This window comes from Neorhizobium tunisiense, assembly GCF_039631515.1.
GTDB lineage: Bacteria > Pseudomonadota > Alphaproteobacteria > Rhizobiales > Rhizobiaceae > Neorhizobium.
Genome location: NZ_JBDIUU010000015.1, coordinates 1 through 23,375, shown reverse-complemented (window position 1 = coordinate 23,375; position 23,375 = coordinate 1). Strand labels below are relative to the sequence as shown.

Below are 23,375 nucleotides of genomic sequence, written 5' to 3'. Positions count from 1 at the left end.
GGATCCGGCCGGGGAATGGCCGAAATCAGTGCCTGCGTGTAGGGGTGATCAGGGTTGTTGCAGACCTTCTCCGCCTCGCCCACCTCGACGAGCTTGCCGCGATACATGACGCCGACCCGGTCGCACATGTAGCGAATGACGCCGATGTCATGGCTGATGAAGATGTAGGCGAGCTTCAACTCGTCCTGCAGCCGCATCAGGAGATCCAGCACCTGGAAGCGCACCGAGACGTCGAGCGCCGAGGTCGCCTCGTCGGCGACGATGATGCGCGGATTGAGGGTGATCGCCCGGGCGATGCCGATGCGCTGGCGCTGGCCGCCGGAAAAGGCGTGCGGGTAACGTTCCCGCCCGGCCGGGTCGAGGCCGACCTGATCCATCAGGTGGCAGACCCGCTCGTCGAGTTCCTTGCCCTTCGACAGCCCGTTGACCAGCAGCGGCTCGCCGATCACCTGCGCGACGGTCATGCGCGGGTTGAGCGAACCGAACGGGTCCTGGAAGACCATGCGCAGCTCGCGACGGGCTGCTTTCAGTTCGCGCCCCTCAAGCTTGGCGAGATCGACCACCTTGCCATCGGCGCGGCGGTAGTGCATTTCGCCGGATGCCGGATCGTAGAGCCGCATGATCGAGCGGCCCAGGGTCGTCTTGCCGGAACCGCTTTCGCCGACGATGCCGAGCGTCTCGCCGGGCAGCAGAGCGATCGAGACGTCGTTCAGCGCCTTCATCTCCCCGAAATGCATGGAGAGGTTGCGGATGTCGAGGATCGGTTCGGCGGTCGTGTCGAGCGGCGGTCGCGCCAGACGGATTTCCGCCTTCTGCTCCAGCTTCAGCACGGAGCCGATGAGCATCTTCGTATAGGCATCCTTCGGCGTATGAAAGATCTGGTCGACCGGCCCGTATTCCTTGATGACGCCGTGATGCATGACCAGCACGTCGTCGGCGATCTGTGCCACCACGCCCATGTCGTGGGTAATGAACAGAACCGCCATTCCGGTCGTCTGCTGCAGGCGCTTGATCAGGTCGAGGATTTCCGCCTGGGTCGTCACGTCGAGCGCGGTGGTCGGCTCGTCGGCGATCAGCAGCTGCGGCTTGCACGCAAGCGCCATGGCGATCATGGCGCGCTGGCGCATGCCGCCGGAATACTGGAAGGCGTAGCGGTCGAGCGCCTGTTCCGGATTGGGGATTTCCACCTGCCGGAGCAGTTCTGCGGCTTCCTTGCGGGCCTGCGCCTTGCTCATGTTCAAATGCAGCCGCAGAACTTCGGTGATCTGGTCGCCGACGGTGTGCACCGGCGAAAGCGACGACATCGGTTCCTGGAAGATCATCGCGATGTCGCGGCCACGGACCGCGCGGATCGCCTTGCTGCGCGGATCAAGCCTGGCGAGGTCGATCGAGGTGCCGTCCTGGCGGTTGAGGATGATCGAGCCGGAGGCGATGCGGCCGGGCGAATCGATGATCTGCAGGATCGAGCGGGCGGTGACGGATTTGCCGGAACCGCTTTCGCCGACCACGCACAGGGTTTTGCCGGGCTCAATCGAAAAGGAGATGTCGTTGACCGCCTTGAAGATGCCGGTGCGAAGCGGAAACTCCGTCACTAGGTTCTTTACTTCGAGCAGCGTCTTGCCCGCCGCCATCGAAGGACGGGGCGTGATGGATAGGATATCAGTCATCCGCGCCTCACTTGTTGTACGGGTCGGCCGCATCACGCAGACCGTCGCCGAAAAGGTTGAGCGCCATGACGGCGACGACGACCGCGAGCCCCGGCATAAACAGCCATGGCGCGGTGGCGATGGAGCGGATGTTCTGCGCCTCGCGCAGAAGAACGCCCCAGGAGACTGTCGGCGGCTGCAGGCCGAGGCCGAGGAAAGAGAGCGATGTCTCCGCCAGGATCATCGCCGGCACGGCCAATGTCATCGAGGCGATGATATGGCTCGAGAAGCTCGGCAGCATATGGCGGAAGATGATGCGGCCTTCCGAGACGCCGTCGAGACGAGCGGCGGCGACGAATTCCTCGGTTCGCAGCGACAGGAAGCGGCCGCGCACGACGCGGGCAAGCTGTGCCCAGCCAGTGAAAGACAGGATGATGGTGATCATCATGTATTGCAGCGCTGCCGGCCAGCCCTGCGGCAAGGCTGCGGCGAGCGCCAGCCAGATCGGAATGGTTGGCAGCGACAGCACGAAGTCGATGACGCGCTGCATGACGAAGTCGATCCGGCCGCCGTAATATCCGGAAATGCCACCGAGCACGATGCCGAGCAGCAGCGACAGGAACACGCCGACAAGGCCGATCGACAGCGAGATCTGTGCACCCTGCACCGTGCGGCTGTAGACGTCGCGTCCGAGACGATCGGCGCCGAAGAGATAGAGCGGCTTGCTCTTGTCGGTGGTGGCGATGAGGTGGATGTCCGTCTCGAACAGGCCAAGCACCGAATAGGTGTAGCCACGCCCGAAGAACTGGATCGGGATCTTCGTATTGGTATCCTTGACGAAGATGGCGGCAAGCGTGTTCGGATCACGCGTCAGCTTCATCCCGTAATAATACGGGCCGAAACTGAACCCGTTGGCCGTATCGAGGAAATGAATGCTCTGCGGCGGGTGGAAGGTCGAACGGGCGTTCTGCATGATCGGATCGTTGATCGCGAAGAAGCCCGGGAAGATCGCGACAATGTACATCGCGACGGTGACGACAAGTGCGGCCATGGCGAGCTTGTGCCGCTTGAAAGCCCACCAGATGAGCTGCCATTGCGAGGCAACGGCGGCGCGGTCCGGCCTGACATTGGTGATGGAGACATCGACCATGGGTGTTCTCCTATTCGAGCCGAATGCGCGGATCGACCAGCGCAAGCAGGATGTCGCTGATCAGGGAGCCGATCAGGGTGAGCGCGCAGATCAAAAGCACGAAGGCGCCGGCCAGATACATGTCCTGTGCCATCAGTGACTGCAGAAGCAGCGGGGCGGCGGTCGGCAGGTTGAGGACGATCGCAACGACGACGGAGCCGGAAATCAGGTTCGGCAACAGCCAGGCGATCGTCGAGATGAACGGGTTGAGTGCGATGCGCAGCGGGTATTTGATCAGCAGTCGAAATTCGGAAAGACCCTTGGCACGCGCCGTCGTCACATAAGGTTTGGGCAGCTCGTCCAGCATGTTGGCGCGCATGACGCGGATCAGGCTTGCGGTGGAAGAAATCGCCAAAATCGCGACCGGCAGCCACAGATGTGTCAGCAGATCGTACATCTTGGCAAGGCTCCAGGAGGCCATCTCGTATTCCGGCGAGAACAGCCCGCCGACGTCCGCGCCGAATTCAACCGCCGCGACATACATCAGCACCAGCGCGAGCAGGAAGGACGGGATGGACAGGCCGAAGAAGGTGAAGGCCGTGAAGGCGTAGTCGCCGATCGAGTATTTCTTCACCGCGGAATAGACGCCGATCGGCAGCGCCAGCGCCCAGGTGGCGATCAGGCTCGCGAGCGCGAGTACCAGGGTCAGCGCCATGCGCTCCCAGATCAGACCCGAGACCGGCTGCTGCCATTCGAACGAGATACCGAAGTCGCCGCGGCTGATGATACCCCAGATCCATTTCAGATATTGCACCAGCATGGACTGGTCGAGGCCGAACCGCTCGCGCAGTGCAGCTGCGGTGTTCTGATCGACCACTTCGTTGGAAGAGGCAAGCGTCGCGATATAGGTGGTGACGAAGTCGCCCGGCGGAAGCTGGATCAGAACGAAGGCGAGGAAGCTCACCGCAAACAGCGACGGGATCATCCATAACAGACGTTTGATGATAAATTTCAGCATGCAAAGCTCGCAATTCGGATTGCACGGCATGCCAATACGAAAGCCTTAGACCATCGTTCGGGCAGTTGATGCAATGGGACCGGAAGGGTGCCGCCGCCGGTCGGGCGGCGGCACAGTTGGAGTAAATCAGCGCGTGCCCGCTCAGCTCGTGAACGTGAACTGCTGCGGCAGGGCAGGGCCGGGGTTCGGCCAAGACCAGCTGTCCGGCTGTTTTTCCGGAACGTTGCGCAGGTTGTTGCGGATCACGCCGAAGCCACCGACGGCGAGGCAGACTCCGATCGTTTCGAAACTGTCTGCGCACAGATCGAAGATCTGCTTCATGATCGCGCCGCGCTTGTCGAGATCAGCAGTCGCCCTTGCTTCGTCGAAGAGCTTCATGCGCTTCTTCTGGCTTTCCGGCGGCTCTTCACCCTTGGCGCCATTGGACGTGTACCACAGCGTCCACGGGATGGCGTAGCGCGACCCTTGAGGATGGAAGGCGAAGTAGTCGCGCGGGTCGAGCATTGGATCCAAACCGCCCGCTCCAGACCACACCTGCGCGTCATGGGCGTTGTCATCGCCGCGGGTGTAATAGAGCGCGCGCTCGATCGTATTGACCTTCATGTCGATGCCGATCTTGGCCCAATGCGCCTTAACAAGTTCTAGTGCATCCACCAGGTCAGGATTGAGCGTGGGAATGACATCGATGGCAAAGAACACCGGTTGACCGTCGGGTCGCAGGCGCATCCCTTTGCCGGTCTTCTTGTCGAGGCCAATCTGGTCAAGCAAGGCGTTTGCTTTGTCCGGCTCGAAATCCACAAACTGCCGCGAAAGCTTCTCGTAATGCCAGGGATGACCGGGGCGCGGCCCTGTCTGATACGGTTGGCTCTGGCCGAAATAGACGATATCGATGATTTCCTGGCGGTTGATTCCAAGCGACAACGCTTGCCGAAAGGTCTTGTCGGCGAACATCTTTCGCATCGCCGGGTCCTTGTGAGTCATGTTCAAGTAGATCTGGCATTGTTGGGCTGACGAAGGCTCCAGCGTCATGAGACGGTAGTCACCCTTCTTCATATTCTGCGACAGGGTCGGCTTATTCGCCAGCACGTTGATATGGCGCTCCTGGATATCGAGCTTGCCGGAGATGACGTTGAGCATCAGCGATTCAACGTCTTGAGAAATGCTGAAATTCAGCTCGTCGATATAGGGGAGCTGATTGCCCTCGGTATCGACCTGCCAGAAATAGGGGTTGCGGGTCATGACCACACGGGTCGCGCCGCCGGAATAGGGTTCCTTGATCATCCACGGATCAAGCGTCGGCTTTTCGACGTTGGCCCAGCGTGAGGGAATTTCGATATCGCCGCATTTGGCGCGGAAAAGCTCGGTCCAGCTCGATACGCCCGCGGCTTTCACATCGTCGGCAAGTTTGTCGTTGTATTTTGGCAGGAACTTGCTGCAGTAGTGCTTGGCGAACAGTGTCGGATGCTGGCCGAGCGGGGTCGCCAGGTTTTCCAGATAAAGCGCGTTCGGCGCCGCGAAGGTGAACTTGACGGTGTAGTCGTCGATCTTTTCGACCACGACCGGCTTGCTGGCCACCGAAATCTGCGCCGGCGTCGAGCTGTAAAGTTCCTTGTTCTTGACGACATCCTCGATCGCGAACACCACGTCATCAGCGGTGAACGGATGGCCGTCGGACCATTTCGCGCCCTTCAGCAGATGGAAGGTGAATTGCGAGGCGTCGGCGTTGACCTCCCACTTTGCGGCGATGTTCGGCAGAACTGCCGTGAAATCCATATTCCAGCGGACCAGACCCTGATTGCCGACCATACGCAGAATGCCATTGTGATCCGACGAGCCGCGCAGGCCCCGCCGCAGCGTGCCGCCATAGGTGCCGATCTTTTCCCAGGGCTTCACGACCATGGGGTTTTGCGGCAGGCGGTCGGCAAGCGGCGGAAGCTTTCCGTCCTTCACCAGGGCGGCCAGCTGCGGTGCCTCCTTGGCCGCAGCAGCGCTCGCGCTGCCACCCGCTACGGACAGGGCGGCAGCCCCGCCGACACCCGCCAAGAAGGTACGACGAGTTATTCTCGAAATGGAATTATCGGTCATGGTTGGTCTCCTCCAGACATCACAGCAGCACGTATCCGCTCGTGGTGCTCCTCACACGAGCGTGCCCTGCCTGAGCACCGACATTAAAGCGGTCGAAATAAATTACAAGTAGGTATCTATTTAAACATATAAAAGCCTATTTCGGCGGAACCGCCATTCTGAAACGGTATTTTAACAGCTTTAGACGAATTTTCGCTGATACGCGACATATGTCCGACATATCGGAGGGATGATGCCAGCCGCTGTTTCAAATGCGCTACCCAAGGGGATATCGACGTTTTTGACGTCGGTGAAAATGAAATTTGCGCTGGTTGTATTAGGCTCCGCGCTACTCTGTTGCGTCGCGGTTGGCCTTCTAAGTTATGAAATTGGGAAACGCGGACTGATCGAAGCCAGCCATCTTCGCCTTGACACGTTGGTAACTGCGCAATCGAAGGCCCTAACCGCCTATGGAAACCGCGTCGAGCAGGCTCTCGGCGAGATTAGCCAAAACACTGCGATAGGCGATATGGCCAATAACGCTGCCGCGTTTCTTACGCCCTATAAAGAGGCAGTCGCCAGGATCTTTCAGGACAAGTCAAAATCGATCGAAGAGAGGGCCGCTTATGACGGTGCTGATCAGAAGTTAATCTACTCAGTCAGGTACAGCGGAATCCATGGGGTGCTGGCGGCCGCCAGAAAGAACGCTGACGTCAGTGATATCTACATTATCGATCGCGATGGGCTGATCGTTTACACGGTTACGAAAGGAGATGAGTTCAACACCAACATCACCGACCCCGTTAACGCTGCGATCGCGCCATCTTATTCCGAGGTCGGGAAGCAAGAAAGTGGGGTTGCCGCGCGTTCCGGATTCATCGAGGCGCCTTCAGAAGATAGTTCGATCTCTGCTTTCGTCGCCAAGCCTCTCGTCGTGAGCGTTTTCGGTCGCACCGAGCGGCGGGGCACGGTTATGATCCGCATCGCAGCGCAGAAGCTGACAGCCCTTCTTGAGTCTGAGGGTTCATCGGTGGATGAAGCGTTCATCTTGTCAGAAGACGGAAAAATTCGCGCCGGCCGCCAAGGCGGCGATTCCGCGCCGGCTCCATTGATGTCAGCGGCAAAAACCGGCGACTCCGGTTCGATGTTTGCGACGAATAACGGGCAACGTATGTTTTATTCGTATCGGCCAATCACCATTCTTGGCCAGAAGCATCTTCTGGTCATAGGGCAGAGCGAAAGCAAGATGCTGGCTTCGGCCAATGAGCTCGCACGTTGGGCGTTCCTCGCAACAGTGGTCGTCCTGATGATCGTGGGAACAGTCGGTTTTTGGGCTTCTTCAAAATTTACGAAACCACTCATCTCTCTCGCCAGCTTGATGGGGCTCCTGAACAGCGGTGAAACAAATTTCGAGATCCCAGAACTTGAGCGGAAAGATGAAATAGGCAGCATGGGACGCGCTCTCGAGGCTTTCAGACAAAGCGCCATCGAGAAGATGCAAATGACTGAGCGCGCGAAAGCAACTGCCGAGGATCTTGAAGTGGAAAGGCTTCGAAACGATCGCGAGAAGGAAGAATTTGCGCAGGAGCTCCAGAAGGCTGTGACGGCGTTGGCTGCAGGTCTTCAAAACCTGGCCGACGGAAAACTAACGGTCCGTCTGAAGGAACCGTTTCTAGGATCTGTTGACGACCTGCGAGATGACTTTAATCGCTCCTTGGATCAGCTTGAAACAACCATCACGGCATTAACGAGTAGCGCCGGCACTTTGTATGCTGGCTCTGGGGATCTGGGAGCTGCCTCGAGAAACTTGGCACATCGCACCGAACGCCAGGCAGCAACTTTGGAAGAGGTAGCTGCTTCTGTTGTCGAAATCACTTCATTGGTTCGGGGTCTGCTTGATCTTTGCGACACTGCCGTCACCGCGACTACACAGACCCAAGCGAGTGCCCGGCAGTCAGCAGACGTCGTGACGGATGCCATCGCGGCAATGGAACGAATGGAAAAATCCTCTTCCAAAATCATTCAGATCATTGACGTCATCGACCAAATTGCGTTCCAGACTAATCTCCTCGCTCTCAACGCCGGCGTCGAAGCCGCGCGGGCGGGCGAGGCTGGAAAGGGTTTTGCAGTTGTAGCACAAGAGGTGCGAGACTTGGCCCAGCGATCGTCAGATGCTGCCAAAAGCATCAGCGGTCTGATAAATACGTCGACCAGCGATATCGCGAGCGGTGTCGGGCTGGTTCGTAAGACTGGCGCTCATCTCACGGAAATAGAGGGGAAGATCGCAGTAGTCAGCTCCCAAATCACACAAATCGCGGACGCTGCCCGCGATCAGTCAACCAAGTTGTCGGAGATCAATGCGTCCGTAGCTGCTCTTGATCTTGTTACGCAACAGAATGCCGCGATGGTTGAAGAGACCGCGGCATCCGCAGTGACCTTGGCAAACGAGGCCGACAACCTCAAGCAGCAGATTTCCCACTTCGTGATCTCCGAGAACAATAGTGCGAGCTGGAGGAAGACGCGAGTGGCGTAACATCTTGTTGTTTGCAACAGGCGTCACGCGTGCCCGCCGCGGCATGGGCACCTCCAACGCGGTCTCATTGCAGCAATTCCTTGCTGCTGCCCTGCAGAGGCGATCACAGATCAGGGGAAGTGGTCAATGCGAGCGCAAAAACCGGCAACAGCTAGACAGTCTAACTCCTCAGGGCGATGGGCCAATGAAAGAAACCTTATCCTCGCGACGCCGCTCGAGCGCGCCCGCTTGCTGACATCTAGGGCCTGAGCAAGCATGGCCGCTTGTTGTCGAACCGCCAGTCTTGGATCAAGTACTGCATGGCGACTGCGTCGTCGCGGGTGCCAAGGCCGTGTTTTTGATAAAGAAGGTACGGCAAAGCTGCGCCACCCGAACCGAGCCCTGCATGGTCCAGAAATGCGGATCGGCGAGTGGGATGTCAACGGATTGCAGTTGGATAGCATGGGACAGTTGCCGCCAATCGGTAGCAACCATGTTGGTGGCCGTCGGAAGCCCTGTCGCGCGGCGGAACTCTGCGAGGATTTCGCGGCCGGAGTATCCCTGTTCGGCTCCGCACGGGTCTTCGGCATACGCCAACACATCACTGCGACCCTTGCAAAGGCGGATTGCCTCCTCTAGCGACCAGGCGCCGTTCGGGTCGAGCGTGACGCGGGCTTTGGGAAAGCGGCTCGCGATGGCCGCCACCGACTCGATCTCCACGTCACCCGAAAGTACGCCGCCCTTGAGCTTAAAATCTCGAAACCCGTAGCGCTCGTGGGTGATCTCCGCGAGTCGTACAATTGCCTCAGGTGTCAGCGCTTCCTCGTTCCGGAGCCGCATCCAATCATCCGCTTCGCCCTTACCATCGCGATAGGCGAGGTCGGTTTTGCGGCGGTCTCCCACGTAAAACGGATACCCGAGCATTTCGACCCGGTCGCGCTGCTGGCCGTCGCCGAGTAGGGCCGCGACTGGTACGCCAAGGTGCTGGCCGAGAAGATCTAGCAGAGCCGATTCCAGCGCCGTTACCACATGGATCGTAGTGCGCAAATCAAAGGTCTGCAGGCCGCGCCCGCCACTATCACGATCGCCGAATGTCGTGCGCACATTTTCCAAAATCGCATTGTAACTGCCGATCGGCAGGCCGATGAGCAATTCCGCGGCCTCTTCAAGCGTCTTGCTGATCATTTCGCCGCCTGGCACTTCGCCGATGCCGGTATGGCCGGAATCATCTTTGATGATGGCGATGTTGCGCGTGAAGAACGGTCCATGCGCGCCGCTGAGATTGAGCAGCATGCTGTCCTGACCCGCGACTGGCACCACTCACACGGATACAATGCGCGGAGTGGAGGGAAAAGGGCGACTGCTATCGGCCCTTACGATATCTGTCGTCATGGCTGCCGCCTTTGCACTCACTGAAATTCGTTAATGTTACTTGAGAAAGGTTGGCGCCCGACACAAATCGAAAATCTTCCAACCATCATTTCGCCTGGTGCCAACTCCGTGATACCGACGGCACGTCTCAGATGGGACGGCAGCGAAAGCGCTCCGCTGAGATGAGACGCGGGCTCGAGACAGAGATACCCTTCAGTCCGGTGGAGAACGAGATATTCAAGAGCGGACGTTCTAAGGAGCGACAGGTATCCGGTGGAGATTGGGAATGACGCACGCGACCAGTTTGAAAGGTGTTTGGTCTGCGGCTCAATTCCAAAAGAGGCGCTCTTTGATGCCGTCAAGATCGGTTCGTCTTTCGAACCGGGACTCGGAAGGCTCCAAGATCCATGGGCATCGCAGAACAGCTCAACGCCGGACCCTATTGCAAAATAGGGATGCCAGCCTATGCCGCCGGGCGATGGCCGTTCAGATGTGTTCAAGAGGTTGAGCGTGACATCCAAGCGATGATCACTGATCGAGAAATGCTGAACAGCTCTAAAGCTGTACGGCCATTCTTCGTCCGCTTCGTATTCAAGGCCCATAGACAGAACACTCGGGGACTGGCTAGCAATCGTCCATGACCGCCTTTGCGCTGGACCATGCATCGCATCGCCTTTGCGGTAAGGGTTCCCTCGAAGCTTGAACGAGTGTTCCTCGGTTACGAGTTCGGCCCCTTTCAGGCGTCCGTGATATGGAAAGAGAGGAAAAGCCCCAGCTTTAGGCCAGTCCTGCTGGTCGTAAGGGTCTGCGCTCATCGGGACGAGGATGTGACCGTAGACCTTATGCGCCAATCGTGACATACGCCCGCCCGCCTTCACATCAAATGAGGCTTCGAACGGCCCACTCCGGATAGTTAGCAAATCCCAGTCCTACTTATTGCTGAAGAGTTGCACGTCTTGCCGGCTGACTTCCCGGAGCCTCACATGAAGCGCGAACAGGAAGCACCAATCAGCGCCCTATCGACGCGTCCTGACGACGCCGTCGTGATCGATCGCGCAAAACCGTCCGCCCTGAAAATGATCGGCGATATGCCGGTTCTCGGCCCCCGAAGGGGTGGTCGTGACCGGTGGCGTGTGATCCACACCTCGATCCAAAGGATCGTAACCAAGTTTGAATGCCAGAGTGTTATCCCACCACGAGAACGGACTTTGCGACACCCCGTACACAGTCGTGCAATCGACGTGAGGACTTTCGAGCCCAATCATGACCAATTGAGCTAAGTCTCGGGCGCTGAGCCACGTAGCGCGGCTCCGCTCGTCGCTTCTGCTGTCCGCAGGCTCCATCGTCGCGTTGGCGATACGAATTATGAAGCTTTCGATCCCGTGTTTTTGAAAGTAGAGGCCAGCTTCCAGCTCGTTCCAGCATTTGCCTAATCCATATAAGCTGTCGGGCCGCATGGGGCCGTCAGGTGATACCCGCTGATCACGCGTGAAGAAGCCCGTCACATGGTTGCTTGACCCAAGAACAACTCGCGATATCCCGAGCTGGCGGGCCGCTTCATAAATGTTGTGGGTGCCCAGAACATTGACCCGAACAATGTCCTCTATAGGTCGTTCGCCTGGAAATCCTGCGAGATGAACAATCGCGTCAACACCCTTTAGGGCTTCTAAGGTTGAACCGAAATCACAGATGTCCACCGGAGACCAAGTCTCATTGGCGCAAGCTTCATCGGGAGCTACGAGATCAAGGATGCGTATGGATCTTATTTTCCCCTTTAGAGCAGCTCTTAGTTTTTTCCCGACCCTGCCAGAGCCGCCGAAAATTGCGACGACCTTGTCGCAGTAGCCAGGCATGCTTCCCCGTTCTGATGCAGGAGCTGCATCAGCTGCGTATCTTTCCTCAAATGACATCAATTACACCCCTTCGAACATTCTCTCGCGCGCGTTTAGGATATGGCGTTCCATTGCCGCGCCGGCACCGTTTCGGTCCCGCTGTTGGATAGCCTCGAAAATTGCGACGTGCTCAAGCTGAACCGCGCGCAAACGCTCAGGCGTTCGCATAAGACTTAATTGACGGGTGATGTTCATTCCGGTCGCAATATGCGACGCCATCGAGACCTGGATAGAAATATAATATTGATTTCGGGTTGCCTGAGCTACCGCCTCATGGAACCGCCTGTCTTCATCAATACCAACCGTGCCGTTCTTGAGGCATTTCTCTAACAGCTCCAACGAATCCTTTAGCCGTTGAAGGTCCTCGTCTTGCCATCTTTCCGCGGCCAGGGAAGCCGCGGCCGCCTCATGACCGGCTCTGAATTCGAAACAACGTTGAACGTCTGCAAGTGACCCGACCTGTGAAAAGCGGAGAACTGCCATATCTGGTTGCCGGGTCACATAGGATCCCGAACCTTGCCGGGATACAATCACCCCGTCCTCGCGCAAGCGGCCTAACGCCTCGCGGACGACTGTTCGAGACACTGCAAAGCGTGAAGAGAGGTCTGTTTCCGACGGCAACCGACTGTTTATGATGAGGTCGCCCCGGGCGATCAGGCTTACGATACCATCATAGACAACGTCGCTGAGCCTGTCTGGCGTAGTCCCGTCCCTTGCGGGATATTGCACGCCGATATCGTTCATATGCTCCACCTTAACCCTACCCAGACGCGATGGGCCTTTGCTCGTGCTTTATTACTTTAGCGGGACCTGAAACTCAGGTAACTCGCTTGTCGCTATGGCAAAGATATACGACATTCAACAAACCTTCACAACTTAGGCATCCCGAATTTGTTTACGCGCACCGGCTGCCACCGCAAATATGCCTAATCCTGTTGACTCCTGTCAATAGCTGTATTACGAGCTGCGCAGGGGAGATTGGGCTTGCACCCGTCGGAACCTATGAAATCGTCGCGGCCGGCCTGGCGGTTCGCCTTCAGGGTCGCGACTGACACGCTCAAGGTTCTGAAGCGCAGCGGGTCGTGGAATGCGCTGGCTTCCCCACAACGTTCTCGACGGCTGAAAAGGATATCCCATGAAGATCACCGATGTGAAAACTTACCTGATGCAGGTCGGAGCCCGCCCCGGATTGCCGGGCGCATCGCCGACTGGCGTTGCTGGTGAGGCGGATTTTCGTGGTTCGCGAAATTGGCTGTTCGTGAAAATTGAAACTGATGAGGGTATCTCAGGCATCGGCGAGTGCTCAGGTTGGCCCCGTGTCGTTGAGACGGCGGTTCTCGATTATCGAACTATTTTGATCGGAGAGGACCCCCGCGACATCGACCGGCTTTGGCACCGGCTGTTTGTCAGTTCGATGGGGCACGGAATTCTCGGCACAGTTGGCGGAGGGGCCCTGACCGGTATCGAGATGGCGCTTTGGGATATCAAGGGAAAGGCACTCGGTCAGCCGATCTGGAATCTCCTCGGTGGCCGGTTTCGTGACAAGATCCGCGTCTATGGGCATGCCAAAACCCCAGAACGCGCGCGGGACCTCGTCGCTCGTGGGTATAAGGCTGTAAAGGTCGGCTTTACCGGCGCCGTCGAGTTCGACAAGGTCGCGGCCGTCCGCGAAGCTGTCGGCGCTCGCGTCGACGTTATGGTTGACGCACACGGTCCTTCCTGGATGACCGCTCAGGACGCAATAACCGTGGGGCGGGAGCTCGAACCGCTCGGTCTGCTCTTTTTGGAGGATCCGGTCGCGCCGGAAAACCTTGACGCGCTCCAGCGCGTTCGTGACTCTGTGAATATACCGCTGGCGGCGGGCGAGCGCGTCAGCAACATCTGGGGGTCGCGACCCTATATCGAGCGCGAGCTGGTGGACGTTATTCAGCCTGACACCGGCCGAGCCGGCGGGATCACACAAATGCGGAAAATAGCGGCGATGGCGGAAGCGCACTACATCAGCGTGGCGCCGCATTCGGGATCACTTGGCCCCGTTGCAGAATTCGCGGCTCTGCATGTCATGGCGACGATCCCGAACGCACTGATGCTTGAGCGGGTGGAGATTGACTGGCCGGGGCGCTACGAGGTCGTGCATCCGGTTCTGAAGGCCGTTGATGGCTATCTGCCGGTACCAACGGCTCCTGGTCTTGGTGTCGAGCTTGTTGAAGAAGAAGTTGGCAAATACCCAAGTCGTCGCAACGTCGGGGACATGCCTGCAGACGATGGGCGTGCATACGAGCAGGATACAACGTCTGAGTGCGTCTATTTCCAGACCCGCCTTCAGCGCCAAGCCCGATTGAGGCTCACGACGACGGAAAAATAACAAGTACGACATATTGGCCCCGGGGCGTCGGTCAATCGCTATTTCGGCCCAACCTGCACGAGCCGGTCCCAGCAGACCGGCTTATTTCGTACAAACAACTGCGTAAATGATCGCCAACTTGTCTTTTATTCCGGAGAGATTTTTGCGGCCTCTGTCGGAAAAAATCATAAATTCAGTTTGATAGCCAACATCACCGATTTCGAAGTTGTTTCTACTTGCATTTTTTTGTTAGACAGGTACCTTGGCTTGAGTGGAGCGCGCAGGCCCGGTCGGTTCCGGCGCTCGCCTGAGTGTGGAGGTTGGATGAAATGAATGCGCCTATGGGAGCGGCAGGGCCGGCAAGTGCCCGGGAAATTTTTTCCGTTCTGGCGACGGTTCCTTATGATCCGGCGGAGCTAGACGAATTACGGCAAGCAGTTGCGCCGGCGCGTTTCATTCACTGTGCACCGGATGATGCGGAGGGTATCAACGCCGCCCTGCAGGAGGTTGACGTTGCAATCATCGCGGGAGACCTGGACGATCGTTTCATTGCGGCTCCCAAGCTCAAGTGGGTCCACTGTGACCATTCCGGATTGACCAAGTCCGCGCGTCCCGAAGTGTTCGAAAAGGGCCTTGTGGTGACGGGTTCGGCAGGACGATCTGCAGCTGCACTGGCTCAGCACGCTTTTTATTTTGCGCTCGCACTAACCTATGACGCGAAACAACTGATCGCAAAACAGGCCGAGCATGCCTGGCGAGCGATCCCGGACTACGAAAATAAGCTCGGCCTGGCCGGCAAGACTCTTGGAATCGTCGGCTATGGGCAGACTGGCGTTGAGATGGCCGCGCTGGGCAAAGCATTTCAGATGCGCGTAATCGCCTACAACCGCAGTGTGATCGAAGATCCCAAGAACGTCGATCTCATGTTGTGTTCCGAGCGGGGGGATGCAGTCGATCCTCTCATCGCGCAATCTGACGTGATAATGTTGGCAACGCAGCTTACCGATGTCACCTATCACATGTTTTCCGGGCCGCAGTTCTCGCGGATGAAAAACTCGGCCTTGATCATCAATATGGCGCGAGGGCCTGTTATCGATGAGGTTGCGCTCGTTGCGGCGCTGGAGAGCGGAGAGATTGCAGGTGCTGGTCTCGACGTCTTCTCGAAGGAGCCGCTGCCAAAAGATTCCCCTCTGTGGGACCAGCCGAACGTCTTGCTGACCCCACACATGACGCCGGGCCTGCCGGATAAACGGCGTCGGTCCATCAACATGATCTTGGAGAATATTTCTCGATATCGCGAGGGCCGCTCATTGCTGAACGCGCTGTCGCAGAAGGACGTGTTCACGCCGAAGGCGTGAGCCGTGGGACTTGAATATCGCCGCCTCGGTGGCGAACCGCAACTCCAGGGAGGAACTATGATGCGCGGTTTTATTTCGTCGATGGTAACCGTGGCCAGCGTGGCCACTATGATGACGGCACTGCCTGCATGGGCAGCAACTTCGGATAAAGCTATCACGGTCGTTCTCGCGGTCGAGTTGGATTCACTGGATCCATGCGACACGCAGCCAGCGCAAAATGCGAACGTCGTTCGTGGTAACGTTTTTGAGTCTCTTACCCACGTAAGTCCGGTCAGCGGAAAGATTGAACCGTTGCTCGCGGAATCGTGGAAGCAGACCAGCGATAGAGAATGGGAATTCAAGCTCAAGAAGGGTGTAAAATTCCACGACGGCACAGATTTCAATGCCGCAGCTGCGGCTGCAAATATCATGCGGACCCAGGGCGGACCCAACTATGCAGGGATAGCATGCCTCAACAGCGGTCAGATACCTGATCCCGTTAAAGCAGAAGCAGTAGATGACCTGACGCTTAAGGTGACGACCTCAGTCGTGGACCCGATCCTTCCACTCCGTATCTCCTATGTGGACATCGGTGATCTCGCCAGTCAGAGCAAGCCAGCGAAAGTCCTTAACCCCGTGGGAACCGGCCCGTACAAGTTTGTCAGCCGGAAACAAGGTGATTCCGTTAAGCTGACCCGCTTCGACGGATATTGGGGGGCCGCGCCACAGATCAAGGATGTGACCTACATCGTGCGCAAGGAGGCCACCGTGCGCGCAAGTATGGTTGAGACCGGTGAGGCGCAGATCGCGTTGAGCATCCAGGCTCAGGACGCCACCGATGACGACCGAACGGTTACTTTCAAAGATAATCGCATCTTCGTCATGCGCCCCATGACGTTCAAGGAGCCGTTCAAGGATCCACGCGTCAGGCAGGCCCTATCTTACGCGGTGGATCGGGGTACGATTGTGCCAGCTATTTTGGGCGTCACTGGCGCGCCATATTACCAGATGCTCGGTCCTCAGGTGAACGCGTATATCCCCGATTACGATGAGAAATTGGCGATGAAGTACGATCCTGCCAAGGCGAAGGAGTTGATTGCCGCGGCCAAGGCGGATGGTCATCCGGTGGATACGCCGTTCGATATTGTCACGCGTCCGGATATTCTTCCAGATGGTGGTGAACTCGTTCAGGCGATCGCACAAAACCTGAAAGAAGTTGGCCTGAAGGTGAATATCAGGAGCATGGAAAATACGGCGTGGCGCGAGTTCCTTCGTCAGCCGTTTCCGGCAGAGCAGCCGCCTACGCTGCAGATGATTTCGCACGATAACACTTCCGGGGATGCAAGCTTCAGCTTCCCCAAGTACATCACTTGCAAAGGGATCAATTCGGCCATCTGCAATCCTGAAATCGATAAGCTGGTAGCAGAGGCAGAAGTCGCCTCCGGAGACAAACGAGCTGAACTTTATCGCAAGGCAGCGGGAATTCTTTATCAGCAAGCAGGCTTTATCGGAATTGCGGAGCAGATCCGCTTGATCATGTTGGGCGAGGGGGTCGAATATAAGGCCAACCCGTTATCTGGTCTCGAGATTAAGATCGCCGACGTACGGTTAAAGGACTAGCTTTAATTTGACTATGCAGGAGCCGGCCCGGCTCCTGCATGGGAGGAGTAATCATGTATACCTATCTTGGTCGGCGGCTGCTCTCGGGGTTCATCACGCTGCTTGGAGTAGTCGTCGTCGTGTTCTTCATGTCACGATTCACTGGCTCTCCAATCGATCTCTTCTTCCCTGAGGGCGCGGAACCAGCCCAGATCGAAGCTTTCAACAAAGCTTACGGTCTGGATAAACCGCTCGCGCAACAGTTCGGGATATTCCTTCTGAACGTTGCGCAAGGCGATTTCGGAACATCGATCTGGCAGCAGAGACCTGCCATGGAGGCGGCTCTTAGCGAAATGCCCATGACACTGCTTCTGGCCGCCATCGCAATGACCATCTCCATCTTGGTCGCCCTCATACTCGGCTCGCTCGCCGCCGTCTATCGGTTCCGCGCCGTTGACCGAACGATCACTATCCTTTCACTGATGACGAGCAGTATGCCGCACTTCTGGTTTGCGCTCGTCGGCATTCTGATTTTTGCTGTTCAGCTTCGGGTTCTCCCAACTTCAGGTAGCAACAGCTGGCTCTCCTGGATCCTGCCAGTCGCAACCGTAAGCATAGGACCGATTGGGGTGCTTACCCAGGTGGTGCGCGGGGCGATGATTGATGTCCTGTCCTCCGGCTATGTCCGCAACGCCAGGGCTCGAGGGTTTAGCGCCAGGCGCGTTGTTTATAGGCACGCACTGCGCAACGCCGCACTTCCAATTATTTCAGTTGCCGGTGATATCGCCGCGGGAATGGTGAATGGTGCCGTCATCGTAAGCGTGGTCTTTGCCTTCCCAGGGATCGGTCGTCTTATTGTGGGAGCGATATTGAACCGCGATTATCCCGTGCTGGAAGCCAGCGTGGTGGTGGTTGGCGTATCCATCATCCTTTTGAACCTGCTTATCGACATCATTTGCTCGATTGTCGATCCTCGTATCAGGCTGAATTGAGCGGAGAATGGTTTTGCAATCTACACCAATCGTGGCCAGCAGTAGAATTACGCGTTGGCGTGCCTCTCCCAAATGGCAGATGTTCACCTCGTCGCCGCTTGCTGTGGCGTCGGCAGCCTGGTTGATCTTCGTGGTCGTCTTGGCGTTTGTTGTCGCACCACTGGTTGTCGATCAGGCCAATCATCAGACCATTGCGATGAGGTTCTATGCTCCTTTCCGCTTGGACAAGGGGTTCGAGTTTTTCCTGGGTGCTGACAGTCTCGGGCGCCCCATCATGCTGCAGCTCATAGTTGGCGCCAGGACGTCCGTTCTTATCGCAATTTTCGCGGTAAGTATCTCTGCTGCGATAGGATACGCGGTCGGCGTCGTGTCTGGATATTTTGGGGGATGGATTGACAACATCCTTCTACGTTTGGCTGACATCATCCACACTGTGCCCTCGCTCTTAATGGCGCTGGTTGTGTTGTTCATTCTGCAGCCAAGCATCTTCAACCTCATCATCGTGCTTGGGATCACGCGCATCCCGGTTTACCTGCGGACAAGCCGAACGCAGACGATGGAAGTGCGTGAGCGGATGTTCGTTGAAGTTTCAAAAGCAATTGGCGCATCGAACTGGCGAATCATCACGCGCGATATCGCTCCGTTGGTATTTCCGACGATCCGGACACTCGCGATGCTTGAGGTGTCGGCGGTCATTCTGTCAGCTGCGAGCCTCACATTCTTGGGGATCGGCCTGCAGCGGCCGGACGTCGATTGGGGAATGATGGTTTCGGACGGCCGAGCATATCTGAAATCAGCTTGGTTTGTTGCGGTGTTTCCCGGGATCGTTATCGTTTTGACAGCGCTCTCGGCGAATATCCTGTCCAACTGGTTGAGGGCGGTTGAGGATCCGGCTCAAAGTACCCTCTTCTTCCGGGCAAAAAAGAAGAGGGGAGCGGCCGAGGAATGAGTAAGCTTCTCGAAATTTCCGGTCTTCGCATCTCGTTCGAGAGCGGGTTTGGCAAGGTAGATGCCGTTCGAGGCGTAAACCTCACCATGGATATGGGTGACGCTGTCGCTGTGGTCGGTGCAAGCGGTTCGGGAAAGACCGTTCTCGGCCGCTCGCTTCTCGGCCTGGTCGATGCACCAGGCGTTGTCCGGGGGAGCATCAAGTTCGGCGGAGAGGAAATCGTCGGCAAATCTGAGAAGGAGTTGCGCGACATCAGGGGTCTCGGAATCGGAATGGTCTTTCAGGACGCACTGGATGGCTTGAACCCCGTTTACACGATTGGCTCGCAACTGAGTGAGATCTTCACCGTGCGTTTGGGTCTCTCGAGGTCTGCGGCGAAGTCGCGCGCCGTTAGCATCATGGAGCAAGTCGGGATCCGACGCGCGTCCGAGCGGTATCATGACTATCCGCATCAGTTTTCTGGAGGCATGCGCCAACGAATCTGTATCGCAATGGCAATCGGCCTCAAACCGAAGATCTTGATTGCTGACGAACCGACGACCGCACTGGATGTGACTGTCCAAGCGGGCATCCTTCGCTTAATAAAAGATCTGCAGGCGGAGACAGGGATGGGCCTTATCTTTGTCACCCATGATCTTGCGGTTGCCAGAACGATTTCGACAAGGATTGTCGTGATGTATGCCGGCCAGATCGTGGAGGAAGGTCCCACGGAAGAAGTTTTCCGGTTTCCCAAGCATCCTTACACGAAGGCTCTTCTGGCGGCCCACCCGGCACGCGTTCGATCGTGGCGGGATCTAGAGCCGATCCCAGACGCATTTGTCACTGACCCGTCTTCCGGCGAGACGACCGGCCATTCCAGCCCTTCGATCGTCATAACAAATTAGGAAAATTAGCGCGATGAGCAATCTTGAATCGAACGGGTCCGCGCCGCTCCTAGAGGTCCAGCATCTGCGCAAGACATTCGGGGGCCGAGGAGGAAAGCCGGGTCCGATTGTGGCGGTTGACGATATCAGTTTTTCTCTTGAACCGGGAGAATGTCTGGCCGTGGTTGGCGAGTCCGGCTCCGGCAAATCGACGTTGGCGAGGACTCTTCTGAGGCTGGTGGACGCAGACAGTGGCTGCGTCCTGTACCAAGGCAAAGACCTTTTGAAGGTCACGCATTCCGAGATGCAGCGACAGCGCAGGTTTCTGCAGATGGTATTCCAGGATCCGTACGCGTCATTGCACCCTCGACGCAACGTCGCCCAATTGATCTCGGAGCCGTGGGAGGTCCACGACGGTATCGTAGAGAAATCGTCGAGAAAGGAGCGCATTGAGGCGTTGCTGGCGGAAGTCAATTTGCCGAAACACTTTATCAGCTACTATCCCAACCAGATGTCAGGCGGACAACGGCAACGGGTGGCGATAGCTCGAGCGCTAGCGCTTGAGCCAAAGATCTTGATTCTCGATGAACCTGTATCTGCGCTCGACGTGTCGGTTCAAGCTCAGGTAATCAAGGTATTGATGAGCCTTCAGGAACGCCGCGGTTTAGCATACATCTTCATCTCTCACGACCTTCCGTTGGTTCGTCTGGTAGCTCATAAGGTCGCCGTGATGAACCGCGGTCAGTTTGTGGAAACGGGCTCTACTGAGGAAATTTTCAGCAATCCGCGGCACGAATATACGAAGTCGCTGCTTGCATCGTCACCTTCCGCGGGGGAATTTGAGAACGCTCACTAACCATGACAAGGTTGTTAGGCCCTCGCGTTTATACCTATTTCGCGAAGTGATCTGTAAAAGCGGCACGGTTTCGGTTGGATTAACCTGAAATCACGTCTGCACGCAGTAGACATGACCAAATGGCAGTTGGCACACCAACTGCAACACTACGTGCTGATCGACCAAAGAGTGCCCGGAGATGCGGAGTTTCCGATCGACGCTTCACCGCTAACCTGGCGCACCGCGGATGCTACCCGGCGCGGCATTTTGCATCTCCAGGCTCGGCTGGATTTACGCTGATGATGCGAGACAACATAAGGCATCGTTGGCATGCAAGACCGCTACACCGCTTTTGGTATCTACCATATTTGTCGCGCCAACCGTCGCGAACGTTCACATGTTTGCGAATGATGGATTCATCAGGGATGTCCTCCGGCTCCTCCCACCTGCCTTCGGGCAGCCTTCCGGTAGAAAAAATTTGCGTAGATGCTCATATCCGCAAATCAAAACTGGCAACTAAAGACAAATGAGTCAATCTTGTTTTTAAATGTTCAGATGCTTTCACCCCTATGACTGTCCTCCATGTCTCGGCGCCTCATTTTTCCGATGCGAACGCAGCGATAGCGGCCATGTTGACGATATCGCTGTCCTTGGCGCCCATCGAGGTGATCTGCACCGACTTGTCGAGGCCGACCAGCAGTGGGCCGATTACGGTCGAAGCGCCGAGTTCCTGCAGCATGCGCGTCGAGATCGAGGCGGAATGGATCGCCGGCATGACGAGCACGTTGGCTGTCCCTGAGAGCCGGCAGAACGGATACTGCTCCATCCGGTGCGGGTTGAGCGCCACGTCTGCTGCCATCTCGCCGTCATATTCGAAATCCACGCGCCGCTGGTCGAGGATCTTGACCGCCTCGCGGACCCGCTCAGAACGTTCGCCGATCGGCTGGCCGAAGGTGGAGTAGGCGAGCATGGCGACGCGGGGCTCGTAGCCCATGCGCTTTGCGACACGGGCGGCTTCGACGGCGATATCCGCAAGATCTTCCGCATTCGGCATGTCGTGGACGGCGGTGTCGGCGACGAAGATCGTCCGGCCGCGCGAGATCACCAGCGACACGCCGATCACCTTGTGTCCCGGCTTGGGATCGATGCAACGGCTGACGTCCTGCAGGGCCGTCGCATAGTTGCGGGTCGTGCCGGTTACCATCGCATCCGCATCGCCGATCGCCACCATGGTTGCGGCAAAATGGTTGCGGTCGTTGTGGATCAGGCGCTGGACGTCGCGGTAGAGGAAGCCCTGGCGCTGCAGTCGGGCATAGAGGTGATCGATATAGGCATCGAGCCGGTTGGAAAGACGGGCGTTGACGATCTCCACGCCGGGTCGGTCGAGATCGATGCCTGCCTTTTCCGCCGTCGCGCGGATCACATCGTCGCGGCCGAGAAGGATGGCGGTGCCGAGCTTCTGGCTGGTGAAGGAAATCGCCGCGCGCATGACCTGTTCTTCTTCGGCCTCGGCGAAGACGACCCGCTTCGGGAAGCGACGGACGCGCTCGTAGATGCCTTGCGTCGTCGCGGCGATCGGATCGCGGCGGGCGGAAAGCTCGCGGCCATAGGCGGCGAGATCGGCGATGTTCTTGCGGGCGACGCCGCTTTCCATTGCGGCTTCCGCAACGGCGACGGGGATCGCCGAGATGAGGCGAGGATCGAAGGGGACCGGGATGATGTATTGCGCGCCGAAGCGGGGGCGGTTGCCCTGGTAGGCGGCAGCAACATCGTCCGGCACGTCTTCGCGGGCGAGATTGGCGAGCGCGTTGACGGCGGCGATCTTCATCGCATCGTTGATCTGGCTGGCCCTAACGTCGAGCGCGCCTCGGAAGATATAGGGGAAGCCGAGCACGTTGTTGACCTGGTTCGGATAGTCCGAGCGGCCGGTCGCCATGATTGCGTCGTCGCGGATGCGGGCGACTTCTTCCGGGGTGATTTCCGGATCGGGGTTGGCCATCGCGAAAATGATCGGCCTGTCGGCCATGGAACGGATCATCTCTTCGGTAAAGGCGCCCTTCTGGGAAAGGCCGAACACGACGTCCGCGTCCTTCATGGCTTCTTCCAGGGTCCGCTTGGTGGTTTTCACCGCGTGGGCGGATTTCCACTGGTTCATGCCCTCGGTGCGGCCCTGGTAGATGACGCCCTTGGTGTCGCAGAGGATGACATTTTCCGAATTAAAGCCCATCGCCTTGATGAGTTCGACGCAGGCGATCGCCGCGGCGCCGGCGCCGTTGCAGACGAGCTTGGTGGTCTTGAGGTCGCGGCCGGTCAGTTCCAGCGCGTTGATCAGGCCGGCGGCGGCGATGATCGCGGTACCATGCTGGTCGTCATGGAAGACCGGGATATCCATCAGCTCGCGCAGGCGGCTCTCGATGATGAAACATTCCGGCGCCTTGATGTCCTCGAGATTGATGCCGCCGAAGGAGGGGCCGAGGAAACGCACGCAGTTGATGAATTCGTCGACATTCTCGGTATCGACTTCAAGGTCGATGGAATCCACGTCGGCGAAGCGCTTGAACAGCACGGCCTTGCCTTCCATCACCGGCTTCGAGGCAAGCGCCCCGAGATTGCCGAGACCGAGGATCGCCGTGCCGTTCGAGATGACGGCCACCATGTTGCCGCGCGTCGTGTAATCATAGGCAGTCGCAGGATCGGCGGCGATCGCCTTGACCGGCACCGCGACCCCAGGCGAATAGGCGAGCGACAGATCGCGCTGGGTCGCCATCGGCTTGGTGGGATTGATTTCGAGTTTACCCGGGCGGCCTTCCGAATGGAAATCGAG

The 23,375-nt window shown here is 57.7% G+C and carries 16 protein-coding genes and 1 pseudogene; 8 read left to right on the top strand and 9 right to left on the bottom strand.

All coding sequences use genetic code 11. From position 1 onward, the window contains the following. From ABCW43_RS28695 to ABCW43_RS28680, 4 genes are all read right to left on the bottom strand, one after another. A partial coding sequence (locus ABCW43_RS28695) for an ABC transporter ATP-binding protein (protein WP_345926911.1) occupies positions 1–1,667 on the bottom strand: 1,667 nt, incomplete at its 3' end. A gap of 7 nt (positions 1,668–1,674) precedes the next feature. After that, positions 1,675–2,796 carry an ABC transporter permease gene (locus tag ABCW43_RS28690; protein WP_345926909.1) on the bottom strand — a complete coding sequence of 374 codons (1,122 nt, stop codon included), beginning with the start codon at positions 2,794–2,796 and terminating at the stop codon, positions 1,675–1,677. 10 nt (positions 2,797–2,806) lie between these two features. Then, positions 2,807–3,793: an ABC transporter permease gene (locus ABCW43_RS28685; RefSeq protein ID WP_345926907.1), complete on the bottom strand. Its 987-nt coding sequence runs from the start codon at positions 3,791–3,793 to the stop codon at positions 2,807–2,809. A 141-nt stretch (positions 3,794–3,934) separates the two neighbouring features. Then, positions 3,935–5,878 carry an ABC transporter substrate-binding protein gene (locus ABCW43_RS28680; RefSeq protein ID WP_345930735.1) on the bottom strand — a complete coding sequence of 648 codons (1,944 nt, stop codon included), beginning with the start codon at positions 5,876–5,878 and terminating at the stop codon, positions 3,935–3,937. A 232-nt stretch (positions 5,879–6,110) separates the two neighbouring features. On the opposite strand from ABCW43_RS28680, the gene ABCW43_RS28675 reads away from it, so the two are divergent. Then, positions 6,111–8,390 carry a methyl-accepting chemotaxis protein gene (locus ABCW43_RS28675; protein WP_345930734.1) on the top strand — a complete coding sequence of 760 codons (2,280 nt, stop codon included), beginning with the start codon at positions 6,111–6,113 and terminating at the stop codon, positions 8,388–8,390. Between the two features lie 238 nt (positions 8,391–8,628). Here ABCW43_RS28675 and ABCW43_RS28670 read toward each other — a convergent pair. From ABCW43_RS28670 to ABCW43_RS28660, 4 genes and pseudogenes are all read right to left on the bottom strand, one after another. Continuing rightward, positions 8,629–9,689 (bottom strand): annotated as a pseudogene (locus ABCW43_RS28670) (enolase C-terminal domain-like protein). Positions 9,690–9,778: 89 nt separating this feature from the next. Further along, on the bottom strand, positions 9,779–10,600 hold the full coding sequence (locus tag ABCW43_RS28885; protein ID WP_445739023.1) for an aldose epimerase family protein: 822 nt from the start codon (positions 10,598–10,600) through the stop codon (positions 9,779–9,781). Positions 10,601–10,756: 156 nt separating this feature from the next. Beyond that, positions 10,757–11,650: an NAD-dependent epimerase/dehydratase family protein gene (locus tag ABCW43_RS28665; RefSeq protein WP_345930733.1), complete on the bottom strand. Its 894-nt coding sequence runs from the start codon at positions 11,648–11,650 to the stop codon at positions 10,757–10,759. Between the two features lie 3 nt (positions 11,651–11,653). Further along, complete coding sequence (locus tag ABCW43_RS28660) at positions 11,654–12,376, bottom strand: FadR/GntR family transcriptional regulator (RefSeq protein ID WP_341353689.1); 723 nt, start codon at positions 12,374–12,376, stop codon at positions 11,654–11,656. A gap of 391 nt (positions 12,377–12,767) precedes the next feature. Here ABCW43_RS28660 and ABCW43_RS28655 point away from each other — a divergent pair, with 391 nt between their 5' ends. The 7 genes from ABCW43_RS28655 to ABCW43_RS28625 all read left to right on the top strand — a co-directional run bounded on the left by ABCW43_RS28655 (position 12,768) and on the right by ABCW43_RS28625 (position 20,572). Further along, positions 12,768–13,997, top strand: coding sequence for a mandelate racemase/muconate lactonizing enzyme family protein (locus tag ABCW43_RS28655; protein WP_345930732.1), 1,230 nt, complete (start codon positions 12,768–12,770; stop codon positions 13,995–13,997). 308 nt (positions 13,998–14,305) lie between these two features. After that, a complete protein-coding gene (locus tag ABCW43_RS28650; RefSeq protein WP_345930731.1) occupies positions 14,306–15,334 on the top strand; it encodes a D-2-hydroxyacid dehydrogenase in 1,029 nt (342 codons plus the stop codon). Positions 15,335–15,337: 3 nt separating this feature from the next. Beyond that, a complete protein-coding gene (locus ABCW43_RS28645; RefSeq protein ID WP_345930730.1) occupies positions 15,338–16,933 on the top strand; it encodes an ABC transporter substrate-binding protein in 1,596 nt (531 codons plus the stop codon). A 53-nt stretch (positions 16,934–16,986) separates the two neighbouring features. Next, a complete protein-coding gene (locus ABCW43_RS28640; RefSeq protein WP_345930729.1) occupies positions 16,987–17,904 on the top strand; it encodes an ABC transporter permease in 918 nt (305 codons plus the stop codon). A 79-nt stretch (positions 17,905–17,983) separates the two neighbouring features. Continuing rightward, positions 17,984–18,853 (top strand): ABC transporter permease, encoded by an 870-nt coding sequence (locus ABCW43_RS28635; protein WP_345930728.1) that lies wholly within the window; start codon positions 17,984–17,986, stop codon positions 18,851–18,853. After that, positions 18,850–19,737: an ABC transporter ATP-binding protein gene (locus ABCW43_RS28630; protein WP_345930727.1), complete on the top strand. Its 888-nt coding sequence runs from the start codon at positions 18,850–18,852 to the stop codon at positions 19,735–19,737. Before ABCW43_RS28635 ends, ABCW43_RS28630 begins: the two co-directional genes overlap by 4 nt. A gap of 13 nt (positions 19,738–19,750) precedes the next feature. Next, a complete protein-coding gene (locus ABCW43_RS28625; protein ID WP_345930726.1) occupies positions 19,751–20,572 on the top strand; it encodes an ATP-binding cassette domain-containing protein in 822 nt (273 codons plus the stop codon). 574 nt (positions 20,573–21,146) lie between these two features. Here ABCW43_RS28625 and ABCW43_RS28620 read toward each other — a convergent pair. Beyond that, positions 21,147–23,375, bottom strand: a 2,229-nt coding sequence (locus ABCW43_RS28620; protein WP_345930725.1) for an NADP-dependent malic enzyme, incomplete at its 5' end; no start/stop codon positions are given.